This is a genomic window from Neobacillus sp. (assembly GCF_031988165.1).
GTDB lineage: Bacteria > Bacillota > Bacilli > Bacillales > Cytobacillaceae > Neobacillus > Neobacillus rhizosphaerae.
In genome coordinates, this window is record NZ_DALZYO010000065.1 from 1 (window position 1) to 16,035 (window position 16,035).

At 40.1% G+C, this 16,035-nt stretch carries 11 protein-coding genes and 2 riboswitches; of the genes, 10 read left to right on the plus strand and 1 reads right to left on the minus strand.

The window, feature by feature from the left end; translation table 11 throughout:
• The coding region (locus tag RTR43_RS24365) for an acyltransferase family protein (RefSeq protein ID WP_396954624.1) at positions 1–187 on the minus strand (187 nt) is incomplete at its 3' end.
• A gap of 511 nt (positions 188–698) precedes the next feature.
• On the opposite strand from RTR43_RS24365, the gene RTR43_RS24370 reads away from it, so the two are divergent.
• From RTR43_RS24370 to ptsG, 10 genes are all read left to right on the plus strand, one after another.
• The gene (locus tag RTR43_RS24370; protein WP_312476352.1) at positions 699–1,655 is read left to right on the plus strand and encodes an AAA family ATPase; all 957 of its coding nucleotides are present in this window, start codon (positions 699–701) and stop codon (positions 1,653–1,655) included.
• 1 nt (position 1,656) lies between these two features.
• Positions 1,657–2,874 (plus strand): DUF58 domain-containing protein, encoded by a 1,218-nt coding sequence (locus tag RTR43_RS24375; protein WP_312476354.1) that lies wholly within the window; start codon positions 1,657–1,659, stop codon positions 2,872–2,874.
• Entirely contained in the window at positions 2,871–5,078 is a 2,208-nt protein-coding gene (locus RTR43_RS24380) for a transglutaminase TgpA family protein (protein WP_312476356.1), read from the plus strand. The genes RTR43_RS24375 and RTR43_RS24380 overlap by 4 nt, the downstream gene beginning before the upstream one ends.
• Positions 5,079–5,307: 229 nt before the next feature.
• Positions 5,308–5,410, plus strand: a riboswitch (purine riboswitch).
• A gap of 139 nt (positions 5,411–5,549) precedes the next feature.
• Entirely contained in the window at positions 5,550–7,070 is a 1,521-nt protein-coding gene (guaA, locus tag RTR43_RS24385) for a glutamine-hydrolyzing GMP synthase (protein WP_312476367.1), read from the plus strand.
• Positions 7,071–7,165: 95 nt separating this feature from the next.
• A riboswitch (purine riboswitch) is annotated at positions 7,166–7,267 on the plus strand.
• 113 nt (positions 7,268–7,380) lie between these two features.
• A complete protein-coding gene (locus tag RTR43_RS24390; protein ID WP_312476358.1) occupies positions 7,381–8,709 on the plus strand; it encodes an NCS2 family permease in 1,329 nt (442 codons plus the stop codon).
• 140 nt (positions 8,710–8,849) lie between these two features.
• Complete coding sequence (locus RTR43_RS24395; RefSeq protein WP_312476369.1) at positions 8,850–9,788, plus strand: ABC transporter ATP-binding protein; 939 nt, start codon at positions 8,850–8,852, stop codon at positions 9,786–9,788.
• A gap of 12 nt (positions 9,789–9,800) precedes the next feature.
• Positions 9,801–10,988 (plus strand): ABC transporter permease, encoded by a 1,188-nt coding sequence (locus RTR43_RS24400; protein WP_312476360.1) that lies wholly within the window; start codon positions 9,801–9,803, stop codon positions 10,986–10,988.
• Positions 10,981–12,108, plus strand: coding sequence for an ABC transporter permease (locus RTR43_RS24405; RefSeq protein ID WP_312476362.1), 1,128 nt, complete (start codon positions 10,981–10,983; stop codon positions 12,106–12,108). Before RTR43_RS24400 ends, RTR43_RS24405 begins: the two co-directional genes overlap by 8 nt.
• A gap of 248 nt (positions 12,109–12,356) precedes the next feature.
• A complete protein-coding gene (gene glcT / locus RTR43_RS24410; protein ID WP_312476363.1) occupies positions 12,357–13,199 on the plus strand; it encodes a glucose PTS transporter transcription antiterminator GlcT in 843 nt (280 codons plus the stop codon).
• Positions 13,200–13,388: 189 nt separating this feature from the next.
• Positions 13,389–15,455 carry a glucose-specific PTS transporter subunit IIBC gene (gene ptsG / locus RTR43_RS24415; RefSeq protein ID WP_312476365.1) on the plus strand — a complete coding sequence of 689 codons (2,067 nt, stop codon included), beginning with the start codon at positions 13,389–13,391 and terminating at the stop codon, positions 15,453–15,455.
• Positions 15,456–16,035: the final 580 nt, after the last annotated feature.

Sequence of the window (16,035 nt, forward strand, 5' to 3'; positions counted from 1 at the left end):
CCCACTCAGTCATTATGATATCGGTAATAAGGTAGCCAGACAGCACGAAGAACACGACTACACCTAAAAAACCACCAGTTGCCCAAGGGAATCCAATATGATAGAAAATCACAGCAAACACTGCTAAGGCTCGTAGACCATCTAATCCTACAATGTAACGTCTGTTTTGTTTTTTAGGGATAGTCATGGTCTTTTTTGTTTGACATGTATTTTTAGATATATGTAAGTAGTTCATGGATGACTTTTCCTTTCAATTAATAAATGTCCTTTAATGCATGACGAAAAATAGACGTACAATATGAAAAAAAAGTTTGAAGTATTTTTTGTGCGTGCTTCACTGATTTTTCCGCAAATATGGATATATCTCTTGGTTAAAAGCTGAATTAATTAATCAAAATATTTCAGACTACAAAGATGTTTTTATTGCTGAGTGGCTTGAAGGCGACGGTGTTTTCGTACAGACTTTTCAAAATTAAATTGGTAAAACGTATGTTCCTTTTTTGATGGAATGATTGTCTTTTTATTCATCAAACTCGTTAAGGTTCAAACCAGCTGAAACATTTTCCAATTCTCCTTCGTCTACTATTTATGCACATTTTGAATATTATGTGTCGTTTCAAACAGGGATTTTCAGATAATAAATCGAATACATAGATAGAATGTCATAAATTGGCTTGAGCCGTTGAGGAGGAATTACCATGTCCTATGAACAAATGAATCCCACGATAGAAAAAATACTTGTAAACATTGAAAAGGTCATGATTGGAAAAAGAAATGTCGCGGAACTAAGTCTTGTGTCCCTACTGGCCGGAGGACATGTGCTCCTAGAGGACGTGCCAGGTGTCGGGAAAACAATGATGGTCCGTGCCCTTGCCAAGTCTGTTAATGCCAATTTCCGTAGAATTCAATTCACCCCAGACCTGCTACCTTCCGATGTAACGGGAGTATCGATTTATAACCCAAAAGAAATGGAATTTCAATTTCGTCCAGGCCCGTTAATGGGTAATATCATTCTTGCTGATGAAATTAACCGTACATCGCCTAAGACCCAATCGGCGCTTTTAGAAGGGATGGAGGAAGCAAGTATCACGATTGACGGAGTGACCCATAAGTTAAACAAACCATTCTTCGTTATGGCGACACAAAACCCGATTGAATATGAAGGTACATATCCGCTTCCGGAAGCGCAGCTCGACCGCTTTTTATTAAAAATGAAAATGGGATACCCTGATTTGCATGAAGAAATCGAAGTTTTGAACAGGGCCCAAAAGGTGCCGCCAATCGAGGACCTATCCCCAGTTATTGACCTTGAAGGCTTATTATTCCTACAACAAGAAATTAAAGAGGTATTTGTCGACGATACCATTAAACGTTATATTGTCGACATTGTGAATCGGACAAGAAATCATGGCAGTGTCTATCTTGGTGCAAGCCCAAGGGGGTCCATTGCCTTAATGAAAGCTGCTCAAGCCTATGCTTATATGTTTGGCCGTGCATATGTCCTCCCAGACGATATTCAATATTTAGCACCATTTGTGTTATCACATCGGATCATTTTAAAATCAGAAGCAAAATTTGAAGGCATTTTTGCAGAAGAAGTAGTGAACCGGGTGGTTGCTAGAGTTCCTGTACCAGTCCGAAGGTTAGTGAAGTAATATGAAAAAACTATGGACTCCATTCAAAAAAGTATGGAAGTTTACCTTGCTTATTGTTTTGATACTCCTAACGTTTTCATATGCGATGTTCCAGGGAGGATTTGTCAGCTGGTTTTTATTTTATAGTTTTCTGCCATTTGCCATTTACTGCGTTGCGCTTACCTTTTATTCCTTGAATGAGCTTGCCGTAATAAGGGTTTTGCCGAAAACGGATTACAATGCAGGGGAGCCTTTAAGGGTAAGCATCAATGTACAAAGGTCAAAAGCCTTTCCATTATTTTATTTAATTGTCGAGGACAATTTAGATGAAACCTTGAAATATGCACTTCAACAGAAGAGGTCAAAGACACTTCTGTTGCCAGGGGTGAAAAAGGAATTTTCCTATGAATATACCATCGATGAACTGCCGCGTGGAGAACACTTTTTCCAATCCTTTACTTTACGTATCGGGGATCTGCTTGGATTATTTGAAAAAGAAAAGACAGTTATTGCTGATGGTAAAATCATTGTCTATCCCGCCTTCACAGAGTTTATTTATCGGCCGTTTGAAAACCAGTATGATCAAGGGTTGACGGCCTCCAGAGAGCGGGTCCAGCGCGATACGACAATGGCGGTTGGTGTCCGGGATTATCAGCCGGGTGATCGTTTTTCCTGGATAAACTGGAAAGCGACTGCGAAGCGGAACGAAATTATGACGAAGGAATTTGAGCAACGGCAATCGCATGATGTATTTGTTGTCATGGACTGTGTGCCGGATAAGCGATTCGAAGCGGTTGTTTCCTTTACTGCCTCCCTATTACGTGCTGTCTTGAAAAAAGGTGCGCAGACAGGGTTGTTAACGATTAGTAAAGAGCGGGCGTCATTCCCGATTAGAGGCGGGGAGCAGCATCTCCAGCAGCTTTTTTATCATTTGGCAAAAATTGAGGCTAAGTGTTTAAAACCCTTTGAAAAAGTACTGGAGACAGACGGCTTTTTTATTCAACAATCGGTTTCGTTTATGCTCATTACGGCTCAATTAACGAAACCACTGATTGAAAAGGCAAGCTTTCTTGGCCAAAGAAAAGGTTCGATTACGCTTTTTCTCATAAAAGCTCAAAAAGAATCGCCGACAGAAAGCGAACGCTCCCTCATAGCCATCGCGAATGCTCGCGGAATCCGAGTGGTTATGGTTCATGACGGCGAATTTGCTGCAGCCTTTTCGGAGGTGATTTTACGATGATGAAAAGGGATTTTCCGGCGCTGCTTTTATATTCGTTTGGTTTTCTGCTTTTGTGGGAATGGCTTAGACCCGTAGAACAATTAACAGACACGGATAGTATGGAAATGTTTGTTTTTTTTCTGCTTATCTCCTTTGCTTTATCCTTTTTTCGTATGAAGTGGATGTGGCAAAGTATCATCAAATTGTTATTTATCTTGTTTTCTATTAATCGATTTTATTATGAAGAAGGATTCTTTCAATCAAGTTGGCTGAAGTCATTCAGCAAGGATTTGATGGATAATATTGGCTTTCTGCAGGCAAGGCAATGGAACGATTTATCCAATGAATTTCGAACGCTTTTGTTTTTTATCCTGCTTTGGTTAATGGTGTACTTAATTCATTATTGGCTTTTGAATCGCCAAAAAATCTTTATCTTCTTCTTTATGACGCTAGTTTATATAACTGTTCTTGATACATTTACACTCTATAGTGCAAAAGCAGCCATTGTCCGGACGGTTATCACCGGGTTTGCCGTAATGGGGTTGCTGACCTATTACCGAATTACCCAGAAGGAGAAGGTAAATGATGACCGCTCCATTTTAAGAAAATGGATGGTTCCGCTTGTGGGGATGATTGCCCTAAGTGTTCTTATTGGAATTGCCGCACCTAAGGCCGCGCCGATATGGCCGGATCCAGTTCCGTATTTTACGGCAGCGAAAGACAAAGGTGGCAATGAAGGCAGTGGAGGCATAAGCCGGATTGGTTATGGGACAAATGATGAACGATTAGGTGGTCCATTTATTGGAGATAACAAGCCTGTTTTCATGTATAAAGCAAATGGGAAAAATTATTGGAAGGTTGAAACAAAGGATATGTATACAGGGAAAGGGTGGATTCCTTCGGGGTCAACACCTATTCCATTCATGGAAGGTGATCTTGCTCCTGTTTATTCTATACCTGAAAAGGTAGAAACGATTAAGGAAACAGCACAAGTATTTTTTTATACAAATTACTCTTCCTTGTCCTTTATCATTTATCCAGCAGGAATTCAAAAAATACTCGAAGTTGAACCAAAAGCTCCAAAATTAAATAAGTTTGAGATCGATACGACAAAGGAAAAGATAAATTCCTTTAGTAGAGATATCTCCAGCTATAAAGTAGATTTTGGAATTCCAAAATATAAAGCAGTTGATTTAATGTTAACAACTGAGTTTGACAGTACTGTCATGGGCCCCGAATTTTATCAAAAATATACCTATCTTCCTGAAGGGCTGCCGCTTAGAATTAAGCAGTTGACGGAAGAAATCACCGTAGGGAAAAGTAATTGGTTTGACAAAGCGCAAGCGGTTGAAGGTTATTTCAGTAATTCGGGTTACTCCTATGATCAAAAGAAAGTGGCTTTGCCAGGGGACAAGGACGATTACGTCGATCAATTTCTGTTTGATACCAAGCGAGGCTATTGCGATAATTTTTCTACTTCAATGGCTGTCATGCTTAGAACAATTGGGATTCCGACCCGCTGGGTAAAAGGGTTTACGGGTGGAGATTTTATGGAGTACAGCAAAGGTGGGGAATCAAGGCAGATTTACCAAATTACTAATAATAATGCCCACTCCTGGGTTGAAGTATTTTTCCCAAACCAAGGCTGGGTTCCATTCGAACCGACGAAAGGCTTCACAAATGGTATAAATATTAACTATTCATCGGGACAGACTTCATCTAACAATCAGACACCCCCTCCTGCACCAGTGAAAAAACCACAGCAGAAGGACTTAGAGGAAACCAGTAAGACTAAGAGTAAAGAAAAATCCTTGGATTTCAAAGAGTTATGGAGTAACACCAAATTGTTTTTTTGGAATAATTGGAAGCTAATGACTTTAGTGATTGTACTTTTAGCTGGAATGACAGGAATTCTTTATCGAATTCGTGGCAAGTGGCTTCCATTTGTAGTAATGGTATGGTACCGCTTTAAGAAAAAGGACGAAACCGTTGGTACTGCATACCTGGTCTTACTAGCTCAACTGGATCGCTACGGCATAAAACGTAAGCAAAACCAGACACTGCGGAACTATGCCCACTATATCGATTCGTTCTTTTCAACGCGTGAGATGACCCGGCTGACAGTCGCCTATGAACAATATATCTATCATCAAAATCTGCCAAAGGGAACATGGAAAGAGAGCCGTGAATTGTGGGAAAATTTAATTAAAAAGACAATCGCTTGACCAGAAAAACAACCTATTGTTACAATATGTTTTATTAATTGAATGTCTAGCTCAAGTGCCCAGCGGTGAGAGTGTTTCCTTTAGCTAATCAGAATTTATTTCCTAAATTCTGAACGCATAAATTCAACTACGCCTCTGTCAGCGCCTCCGGCTTGCCAATCGACGAGTTTCCATTATCTCAGTCGGTTCAGTCCAGCCATTACGTACCTGACCAGGGCACTTGCGCTTTACTAAATATGTACGTTTCCTTCATATATCCTCGATAATAGGGTTCGAGAGTCTCTACCGGGTTGCCAAAAAATGACCTGACTATGAAGGCAGAATTTCTGTATATGGTTTTTTCGATAAAACTAGAATTCTGCCTTCCTGATTTTTATTAGGGGGAGAATTCTAGTTTTTTTTATTAATTTAAGTAAAAGCTAGTAATAACTTTAGAAAAATGAGGTGGCTGCTTTGACGGAAAAGCACGATATGATTGTTGTTTTAGATTTCGGGAGTCAATATAATCAGCTTATTACACGTAGGATTCGTGAGTTCGGTGTATATAGTGAACTGCATCCGCATACGATTACTGCTGAGGAAATCCGCAAAATGAACCCTAAAGGCATCATTTTTTCCGGGGGACCAAACAGTGTTTATGATGAAAATTCCTTCCGCTGTGATGAAGCGATTTTTGAGATGGGTCTTCCAATCCTTGGGATTTGCTACGGGATGCAGTTAATGACCGTCCATTTTAATGGGAAGGTTGAAAAAGCTAAGCAGCGTGAATATGGAAAAGCTACATTGATGATTCAAAATGAATCGGCGCTATTTGGCGGGCTACCAAATGAACAGACTGTGTGGATGAGCCATGGTGACCTTGTTGTCGAAGCCCCTGAAGGGTTTACTGTTGACGGCACAAATCCGTCCTGTCCGATTTCGGCGATGAGTAATGAGGAGCGAAAGCTTTACGCAGTACAGTTTCACCCGGAAGTACGTCATTCTGTATACGGAAATGAACTCCTTAAGAATTTTGTGTTTAACGTCTGTGGACTTAGTGGCAATTGGTCAATGGAAAACTTCATTGAAGTGGAAATGGCGAAAATTCGCGAAACGGTGGGCGATAAAAAGGTTCTTTGTGCCCTAAGCGGCGGTGTAGATTCATCTGTTGTTGCCGTTTTGATTCATAAAGCAATCGGTGATCAGCTAACCTGTATTTTTGTCGACCATGGTCTGTTACGGAAAAATGAAGCCGACAGTGTAATGAAAACTTTCTCTGAAGGCTTCCAGATGAATGTCATCAAGGTTGATGCGAAAGAACGGTTCTTATCGAAGCTTGAGGGTGTAGCTGACCCAGAGAAGAAGCGGAAAATCATCGGCAACGAATTTATTTATGTTTTTGATGATGAAGCAACTAAGCTAGAGGGCATAGAGTTCTTGGCTCAAGGCACGCTTTACACCGACATCATTGAAAGCGGCACAGCAACGGCGCAAACAATTAAGTCGCACCACAATGTCGGCGGGCTGCCGGAAGACATGCAGTTCAAATTAATTGAACCATTAAATACCTTGTTCAAAGATGAAGTCCGTGCACTTGGTACGGAGCTGGGAATCCCTGATGATATCGTTTGGAGACAGCCGTTCCCAGGACCTGGTCTGGGTATTCGTGTGCTTGGAGCTATTTCTGAGGATAAGTTGGAAATTGTTCGTGAATCCGATTGGATCTTACGTGAGGAAATAAAAAAAGCCGGGCTTGATCGTGAAATCTGGCAATATTTCACCGTACTTCCGGATATTCGCAGTGTCGGTGTCATGGGGGATACACGAACCTATGATTACACGATTGGGATTCGCGCGGTCACATCGATTGACGGCATGACATCCGATTGGGCGAGAATTCCGTGGGATGTTCTTGAGGTGATCTCCACCCGCATCGTCAACGAAGTAGCACATGTTAATCGGGTTGTCTATGATATTACCAGCAAGCCACCAGCAACGATTGAGTGGGAATAATAATAAAATACGAACAATGTTATATTTTTTTTATGACATTGTTCGTATTTTTTATTTACAAGTTATGTTTTCCCTGTTAAAATAAAAAACGAATTAAGGAAATCATATAATTGCATCGTATAATGTTGGGAATATGGCCCAAAAGTTTCTACCGAGCCACCGTAAATGGCTTGACTACGAGGCAGTGTTTTTAATAAAAGAGGTCTATTCTTTTCCTCTGTTTATTGCACATGCCTAAAGTCACGCTCCGGTAGAAAATGCCGGAGCGTTTTTTTGCGTAAAAAAAGATAGATTCATAGGGGGAAGACACATGCAGAAATATTTTGAGTTTGAGAAACATGGGACAAATTATCGTAGGGAAATCATCGGTGGATGTACCACTTTTCTTGCAATGGCCTATATATTGGTGGTAAACCCATTAACACTATCACTAGCTGCAATAAAGGATTTACCGGATGCATTAAGAATGGATTACGGTGCCGTATTTGTAGCCACTGCCTTAGCAGCCGCCATTGGTTCCATTATTATGGGGTTGATTGGGAAGTATCCACTGGCATTGGCGCCTGGGATGGGATTAAACGCCTTTTTTGCCTTTACTGTTGTCTTAGGCAGCGGTATTCCATGGCAGCATGCTCTAGGAGCTGTGTTGATATCCGGAGTGTTTTTCTTTTTGCTAACGTTAACAGGACTTCGTGAAAAAATCATTAATGCGATTCCAATCGATTTAAAATATGCGGTTGGAGCTGGAATTGGCTTATTTATTACTTTTGTTGGTTTGCAGAGTGCGAAAATCATTGTGAATAATGATGCAACACTTGTGGGATTAGGTGATTTAACTTCTGGCCCGCCGTTATTAGCTATTTTCGGTATCGTAGTATCTGTGATTATGATGACGCGAGGAATCAAAGGTGCTGTATTTTACGGTATGATCTTGACGGTCATTGTCGGAATGATTTTTGGAGAAATTAAAGTACCGCATCAAGTAGTTGGCCATGTTCCAAGTATAGCGCCAACCTTCGGAGCTGCGTTTTCAGCTTTTGGAGATAGCTCGTTTTACACGACAGCCATGCTTGGTATTATCTTGACGTTCTTGTTTGTTGATTTCTTTGACAATGCTGGGACGCTTGTTGCGGTAGCCGGACAAGCAGGATTAATGAAAGACGGTAAGCTTCCGCGTGCGGGAAGAGCGTTAATCTCTGACTCAATTGCATCAAGTGTTGGTGCAATTCTGGGGACATCGACTACCACTTCTTTCATTGAGTCAACAGCAGGGGTTGCTTCTGGTGCAAGAACAGGATTTGCCTCATTAGTTACAGCAGGACTATTTATCTTATCGCTGTTTTTCTTTCCATTATTATCAGTTGTCACCGCGCCTGTCACCGCACCAGCTTTAGTCATTGTTGGGGTGTTGATGGTTTCTTCTTTAGGGAAAATTGATTGGAAACGTTTTGAAATTGCCGTTCCGGCGTTCTTAACGATGATTGCCATGCCATTAACCTATAGTATCGCGACGGGGATTGCAATGGGCTTTATCTTCTACCCAATTACAATGATTGTCAAAGGCCGGACAAAAGAAATCCACCCAATTATGTACTTATTCTTTGTTATCTTTGTTCTTTATTTTATCTTCTTAAAATAAATTTAATGGGGACTGCAGTGGCTGCAGTTCCTTTTTTTTTTTTTTTGAAAAAATACATAATTTTCTTACTTTTGCCTAATTTCTTCTGTATGATAATAGGTGGAAGAAAATGATTGAATAGGGAGTGGTTACCAATGAACATGCTAACCGTTCGAGATTTACACAAAAGCTTTGGGACTTTTGCGGCAGTGAAAGGTGTATCCTTTGAAGTGGAAAAAGGGGAATCTTACGGTCTGCTCGGGCCAAACGGAGCCGGCAAGTCAACAACGATTAATATGATTACCGGGTTGTTCCCGCCAACCTCGGGTGAAATTCAGATAAAAGACTTCGATGTCATCAAAAACCCTAAGCAAGCCCAAAAATGGATTGGGGTTGTCCCTCAGGAGATTGCGCTTTATCAAACGATGTCAGCGCGGGAGAATTTAAAGTTTTGGGGGAGGATGTACGATCTCTCCGGCAGTGCTCTTGAAAAAAGTGTTGATCAAGTACTTGAAATTATTGGACTTACCGAACGGGCTAAAGACAAGGTGGAGACCTTTTCCGGTGGAATGAAACGACGTGTTAATATTGGTGCAGCGATTTTACATAGGCCGGAATTGTTAATCATGGATGAGCCGACTGTGGGGATTGACCCGCAATCAAGAAATCACATCTTAGAAACGGTAAAACGTTTGAATGATGAGGGCATGACAATTATTTATACCAGTCATTATATGGAGGAAGTCGAATACCTTTGTAAACGGATTGGGATTGTGGACCATGGTCAGTTAATTGCCTCTGGAACCTTAAGTGAATTAAGGGAGACAATCGGTGATCATTCGAAAATTATCCTATCAATCGATAAAGATGGATCGACTGTGGATGGACTTGCTCAGTCGTTAACAAGTCTTTTTCCAGAAAAAGATATTCAGATCCAAGATCATCAATTAATGGTCTTTCATAAAGAGCCTCAACTGATATTAACTGATTTTATCCAGTCAGTGGCAAAAACAGGCACGGGGATTACTTCGGTAGATATCGTCGAGCCCAACCTTGAAAGTGTCTTTTTGCATTTAACTGGCCGGAATTTACGGGATTAGGGGGTGAGGATAATGAAATTTTTATGGCTAGCGTTGAAGGATCTGCTTCTCGTCGCTCGTGATAAAAAGGCTTTGTTAACCCTCATTATGATGCCGCTTCTGTTAATTGCTATTTTAGGTTCCGCGTTTGGGAATATGATGAAGGAAGACGAAGTCGTTTCGATTAAAAAGTTTACACTTGGGGTCGCTAATTTAGATAAGGGCCAGCTCAGTAAAGTGTTAACAGAGGAAGTTCTTTCGAAAGATTTATCTAAACAGATTCAAGTGAAGTATTATCAGGAAGATGATTTATATAAAAAAATTAAAGACCACAAACTGGCAGTTGCAATTGTTATTCAGGATGACTTCACCACTTCGTTAATATCAGGAAAAGGAACGAAGGTAAAACTTTTATCGGTGCCAGACCCTGGGATTAAAGCCGTCATTGTTCAAAGTGTAATTGAGCAGTTTTCTCGCTCGGTTCCTATTGAGGCAGTAGTGTCACAAATGGTCCAGCCGGTACAGGCTGGAATACAAAACGGACCCGTTCAAGAAGGGTATGGGAAAAAGCCGCTTCTAAAAGAAACAACTATTGATGCTAACACGAAACCAGTCAGCTCATTCCAATATTATGCGGCTGCCATGGGTGTGATGTTTTTATTAATGACCGTTGTTCAGAGTGTTTCCGCTATGGTTCTCGAGAAAGAACAAGAAGTGTTTAAGCGTTTACTTCTTACGAATTTAACCTATCAGAATTATCTGCTCGGAAAAATGTTTGGATTAATTATTATTTGTTTGACACAAGCCTTGATCATTATTGTCGGAACCAATCTTCTTTTTGGGGTTGATTGGGGCTCCTCTGTTTCTGGTATTGTCATGATGACGTTGGCATTTGTAATAAATGCCAGCGGACTAGGGGTGTTAGCTGGATCATTAATTAAGACGGAAAAATCGTTTAATGTTGCTGGAATGCTTGGTACGCAGATTATGGCTGCCTTAGGTGGAAGTATGGCACCAATCTATATTTTTCCGCATTGGGTTGTTTTAGTCACCAAGATCTTGCCCAATGGGCTTGCACTACAAACGTATTTAGATTTAATGTCTGGGGCTACATTTTCCAAGATTCTGCCGGCAATCGCCGGGTCGATTGCCTTAGGTTTATTCTTTTTTGCGATTGGCTTAATTCGCCTTTCATTGGAAAGGAGAGGTAAATATGCGTAAAATCTGGACGATCGTAACGCTTCGTTTAAAGGAGTTTTTTAAATCTCCTGGAGTATTGGTCCTTATGTTCGTCATGCCCGCGTTATTTAGTTGGATCTTCGGCGGTATAGCCGTGAATTCAGAACAGAATAAACCGATTGTTAATGTTGTTCTCAGGGATAGCAACGTCAGCAGTGAGATTTTCAACCTATTGAAGCAGGACCATCATTATGAATGGAAAAAGGCAACAAGAAAACAGGCTGAAAAGAATGTTTCTAGTCAGGATGTGGCGGCTGCTGTAGTGATTCCTGACGATATTGGGCAAAGAATCGCAGATAAACAGCCACTGTTAGACATTATCGTGCAACGGAAAAATGAGAATTATCTTGCCTTGTCTTCCCATTTAGAGGGAACGGCAGGGCTGGTTCTGCGCTCCTATCAGGCAACTTCAGAACTCGATGCGGCTGCCTTTCCTAAAGTGCTCGAGACAATAACAAGCAATAAGGGTGTGATCGTCGAAAAGCAGACCATCCAGAAAGATACGAAAACCAATGTGGAAGTCAATTTAATGTTTGTTGGTTTTGCCATCATGTTTATGATGTTTGGTCTTTCAGGAGCTGCTTCGACTATTCTTGATGAACGAATCGGCGGTACATGGGGACGATTAATGATTGCGCCTGCGAGCAAACTTCAAATCAGTCTAGGCTATCTTTTGTCTTACTTTTTCATGGGGTGGATTCAATTCGCTGTACTAATGGTCACGATGAACCTACTGTTTACTACAACCTGGGGAAAGTTAACCTATTTGATCCCCTTCGCTTCACTTGTCATTTTATCTGTTGTTGGTTTTGGACTTATGATTGCCGGACTTGTCAAAACAAAACAACAGGCGACAGCCGTAAGTGCTATATTAGTCGTAAGCACGTGTATGCTCGGTGGTGTGTATTGGCCAATTGATATCGTTCCGGACATCATGCAAAAAATTGCCTTATTCGTGCCGCAAAGCTGGGCGATGTCAGGATTTAAAGAAATCATAAGTGGAAGCCTGCACGCAGGAACGTTAATAAAGGATTCTGCGGCACTGCTTGGCTTTTCTTTCCTGTTCTTTTTCATTGGGTTAAAAGGGATGAAATTCGAATAATATTCGTAATTCGAAGAGTTGTCGAACTTTGTCTCGCATTAAGGTCTCCACTTCAAGACTTAATGGAAACCCGATCGGGATAAGTGGGGGATAAACTGCCCGTAAAACCCCGATTGGTTCAACTATCCATCAGTGGCGGATGAAGGAAAACCCCACTGATGGAAGTTTCACCTTATCATTGACTTCCCGTTCCACCTCTTATACCATGAAATTACTAATGTTTTGCAGGTAGGATTGGGGGAAAGGGTTTGGCAAACTTACGAATTGATAAAGTCCTAAATAATAATGTGTTAATCGCTGAACACCCTTCCTATGAAGAAGTTGTGTTAATTGGTAAAGGGATTGGCTTCAATCGTAAACGAGGGGACTTTATCGAAACGGATGCAGTAGAAAAGCTTTTTGTTTTAAAAAATGAGAAAGAACAAGAAAACTACATTAAGCTACTTCCGTTTATTGATAATGATTTTCTAGAAATCATTATTTCTGCTATTGACTTAATCAAGCAACGAACACATTCAGTGTTAAATGAACATATTCATGTGGCGTTAACAGACCATCTTATGTTTGCGTTAACCCGGGCCTCACAAGGAATGGAAATGAGGAACCCGTTTTTAGTTGAAACAAAGGCGCTTTATCGACATGAGTATGAAGTAGCCGCTGAAGTTGTTCTACTCATTAAGGAAAAGACAGGAATCGATCTTCCTGTTGGCGAGATTGGATTTATTGCCTTGCACATCCATAGTGCGATAACAAATAAAAATCTATCTGATGTTAATCAACACTCACAACTTGTCACTAGACTCGTCGAAATGGTAGAGGGGCAGTTTGAAATAGAGATTGATAAAGAAGGCATTGATTATGTGAGGCTTGTTCGTCACCTTCGCTTTGCTATTGATCGAGTGTTGAAAGGCGAAAAGGTTGAGGAACCAGAAAAAATTGCTTCCCTATTGAAAGAAGAATACCCCGTGTGCTATAATCTCTCATGGAAGCTCATTAAAGTGATGCAACAAACGCTAAAAATGAAAGTCTTTGATGCAGAAGCCGTTTATTTAACGATGCATTTGCAAAGACTTCAACAAAAATTTAAATAGCATTTATTTTTACGTGTTACTGATTCGATCAGGCATGAGTAAAAGGATTAATTGAAATGAAGATTTAGGGGTAATCTATACCCATAACTTCAGTCAATTGAACTTTTATTCATGCCTTTTTTTGTTGGCATTTTCACTTAAGTGTAAACGCTTTATGAGCTAATTTAAAATATTTAGGAGGTAACATCTATGTTTAAAAATGCTTTCGGCGTGTTGCAAAAAGTCGGTAAAGCGTTAATGTTACCGGTAGCACTTTTACCGGCGGCAGGGATTTTGCTTGCTTTAGGTGCAGCACTTAAAAACCCCGCTCTATTAGACTTAGCGCCATTTTTAGATAACAGTTCTGTAGATATGGTAGCTTCTGTTATGAAAAATGCCGGTGACATCGTCTTTGGAAACCTTCCGCTCTTGTTTGCAGTCGGTGTTGCGGTAGGATTAGCCGGTGGAGAAGGTACGGCAGGACTTGCAGCCATTATAGGTTACTTAATTATGAATGTCACAATGGGTACTGTTTTAGGGATTGATCCGAAGGAAATTAATGGTACGAATTACGTAAGTGTCCTGGGAATTCCAACTCTGCAAACAGGAGTGTTTGGTGGGATTATCGTGGGTATAATTGCCGCGTCCTTATACAATAAGTTCTTTGAAATTGAATTACCATCGTATTTAGGATTCTTTGCCGGAAAACGTTTTGTACCGATTATTACTGCCGGGGTAGCAATACTCTTGGGGTTAGTCATGTTAGTCATTTGGCCGCCAATCCAGACAGGATTAAACGCCTTCTCAAACAACATGGTAAATGCAAATCTAACTTTATCAGCATTTGTTTTCGGGGTTGTTGAACGTTCGTTAATTCCGTTTGGATTGCATCATATTTTCTATGCACCATTCTGGTTTGAATTTGGCAGTTATACAAATAATGCGGGTCAAGTTATTCACGGTGACCAACACATCTTTATGGCACAAATTTCAGACCACGTGAAAAACCTAACTGCTGGTACCTTCATGACAGGTAAATTCCCATTCATGATGTTTGGCTTACCAGCTGCCGCCTTAGCCATTTATCATGAAGCAAAGCCGGAAAAGAAAGTTTTTGTCGGTGGTTTAATGGCCTCAGCTGCCTTAACATCATTCTTAACCGGTATTACAGAACCAATCGAATTCTCATTCTTGTTTGTTGCTCCATTATTGTTTGGTATCCACGCTATTTTCGCGGGATTATCGTTTATGACGATGCACTTATTAAATGTGAAAATTGGGATGACCTTCTCTGGAGGTTTAATTGACTACATCCTCTTTGGTCTGATTAACCCACAGACACATGCATGGCTTGTCATTCCTGTAGGTCTTGTGTTTGCGTTGATTTATTACTTCGGCTTCCGATTTGCGATTCGCAAATTTAATTTAAAAACTCCTGGTCGTGAATTAGAGGAAGAAGAAAATCAAGCACCAACAGGAAAAGCAAACTCTAGTGATTTAGCAGGTAACATTTTAGAGGCAATGGGCGGTAAGGAAAACATTGCTCACTTAGATGCATGTATTACTCGTCTTCGAGTATCAGTCAACGATATTAAAAATGTTGATAAAGGCCAATTGAAAAAGCTTGGTGCTGCTGGTGTTCTTGAAGTAGGTAACAATATTCAAGCTATCTTTGGACCACGTTCTGAAACCATTAAAGGTCAAATGAAAGATATAATAGAAGGAAAGAGACCTCGAACAACTGTGAAAGCACCAGAAAAAGGTGTTGAGCAACAGATTGAAGAGATAAATCCTGAAGCCTTGCAAACTGTTCATAAAAACGATGAAGTATTTGCTGCACCTTTAAAAGGGGAAATCAAAGCAATTACAGAAGTTCCGGATCAAGTCTTTGCTGGCAAAATGATGGGTGACGGCTTTGCGATAGTACCAGCTGAAGGAATGGTAGTTTCACCTGTTAATGGGAAAATCGTTAACCTATTTCCAACGAAACATGCGATCGGTATCCTATCTGACGGTGGACGAGAAATCTTAATCCATGTTGGTATTGATACGGTTAATTTAAAAGGTCAAGGCTTTGAAACATTAGTATCAGAAAATGACCATGTTGAAATGGGTCAACCATTATTAAAAATTGATCTAGATTATATCAAAGAACATGCGACATCAACGATTACCCCAATTGTCTTCACTAATTTAGCTGCTGGCGAAAAGGTGGTAATTGAAAAACAAGGTCTTGTTGACTTAAAACAAGAAGGAATTATTAAGATTACAAAATAGGAAAAAGCCGGCCTTGTGGTCGGCTTTTTCTTATTTGTATAAGGCTGTTTTCGCAAATCCTGTTGCTTTTCTTACTAAATTTGTCTAATTTCTTTGATTAGGACGGAAATTTTTATTCGCTTCATGTTTTTAATGCTAATTCCACCAATTTTTCGCTAAAAGGTCTAGCTATATTCAGTTTATCAGCGACTTTGTTGCTTTTATCAGCGACTTTTTATGATATATCAGCGACTTTGTTGCTTTTATCAGCTGCTTTTTTAATATATCAGCGAGTTGAAGGGGAATGGTCAGATCGTCCTTAAATTTCAATAAAAGCAACAATCTATAAAAAAGAGCGTTGTATAAAAAGAACAATAAATTTCAATTTTGTTGTTGACGTATTATATTCAGGGTGTTAGTATATTAAAGCAGTCGTTAATAACACGTTAACAACATAACGGTATTGAAAAATACTTAAAAAAAGTGTTGACGCTAAATCAACGACATGGTATAGTAATAAAGTTGCTTCTGAACGAAGTAACGAACTTGCTCTTTGAAAACTAAACAAACAAAAACGTCAACAAACAAAAAATTATTAGTT

Coding starts and splice junctions, on each gene's coding strand:
- RTR43_RS24370 (WP_312476352.1), top strand. CDS start 699: ATGTCCTATGAACAAATGAATCCCACGATAGAAAAAATACTTGTAAAC.
- RTR43_RS24375 (WP_312476354.1), top strand. CDS start 1,657: ATGAAAAAACTATGGACTCCATTCAAAAAAGTATGGAAGTTTACCTTG.
- RTR43_RS24380 (WP_312476356.1), top strand. CDS start 2,871: ATGATGAAAAGGGATTTTCCGGCGCTGCTTTTATATTCGTTTGGTTTT.
- guaA (WP_312476367.1), top strand. CDS start 5,550: ATGATTGTTGTTTTAGATTTCGGGAGTCAATATAATCAGCTTATTACA.
- RTR43_RS24390 (WP_312476358.1), top strand. CDS start 7,381: ATGCAGAAATATTTTGAGTTTGAGAAACATGGGACAAATTATCGTAGG.
- RTR43_RS24395 (WP_312476369.1), top strand. CDS start 8,850: ATGCTAACCGTTCGAGATTTACACAAAAGCTTTGGGACTTTTGCGGCA.
- RTR43_RS24400 (WP_312476360.1), top strand. CDS start 9,801: ATGAAATTTTTATGGCTAGCGTTGAAGGATCTGCTTCTCGTCGCTCGT.
- RTR43_RS24405 (WP_312476362.1), top strand. CDS start 10,981: ATGCGTAAAATCTGGACGATCGTAACGCTTCGTTTAAAGGAGTTTTTT.
- ptsG (WP_312476365.1), top strand. CDS start 13,389: ATGTTTAAAAATGCTTTCGGCGTGTTGCAAAAAGTCGGTAAAGCGTTA.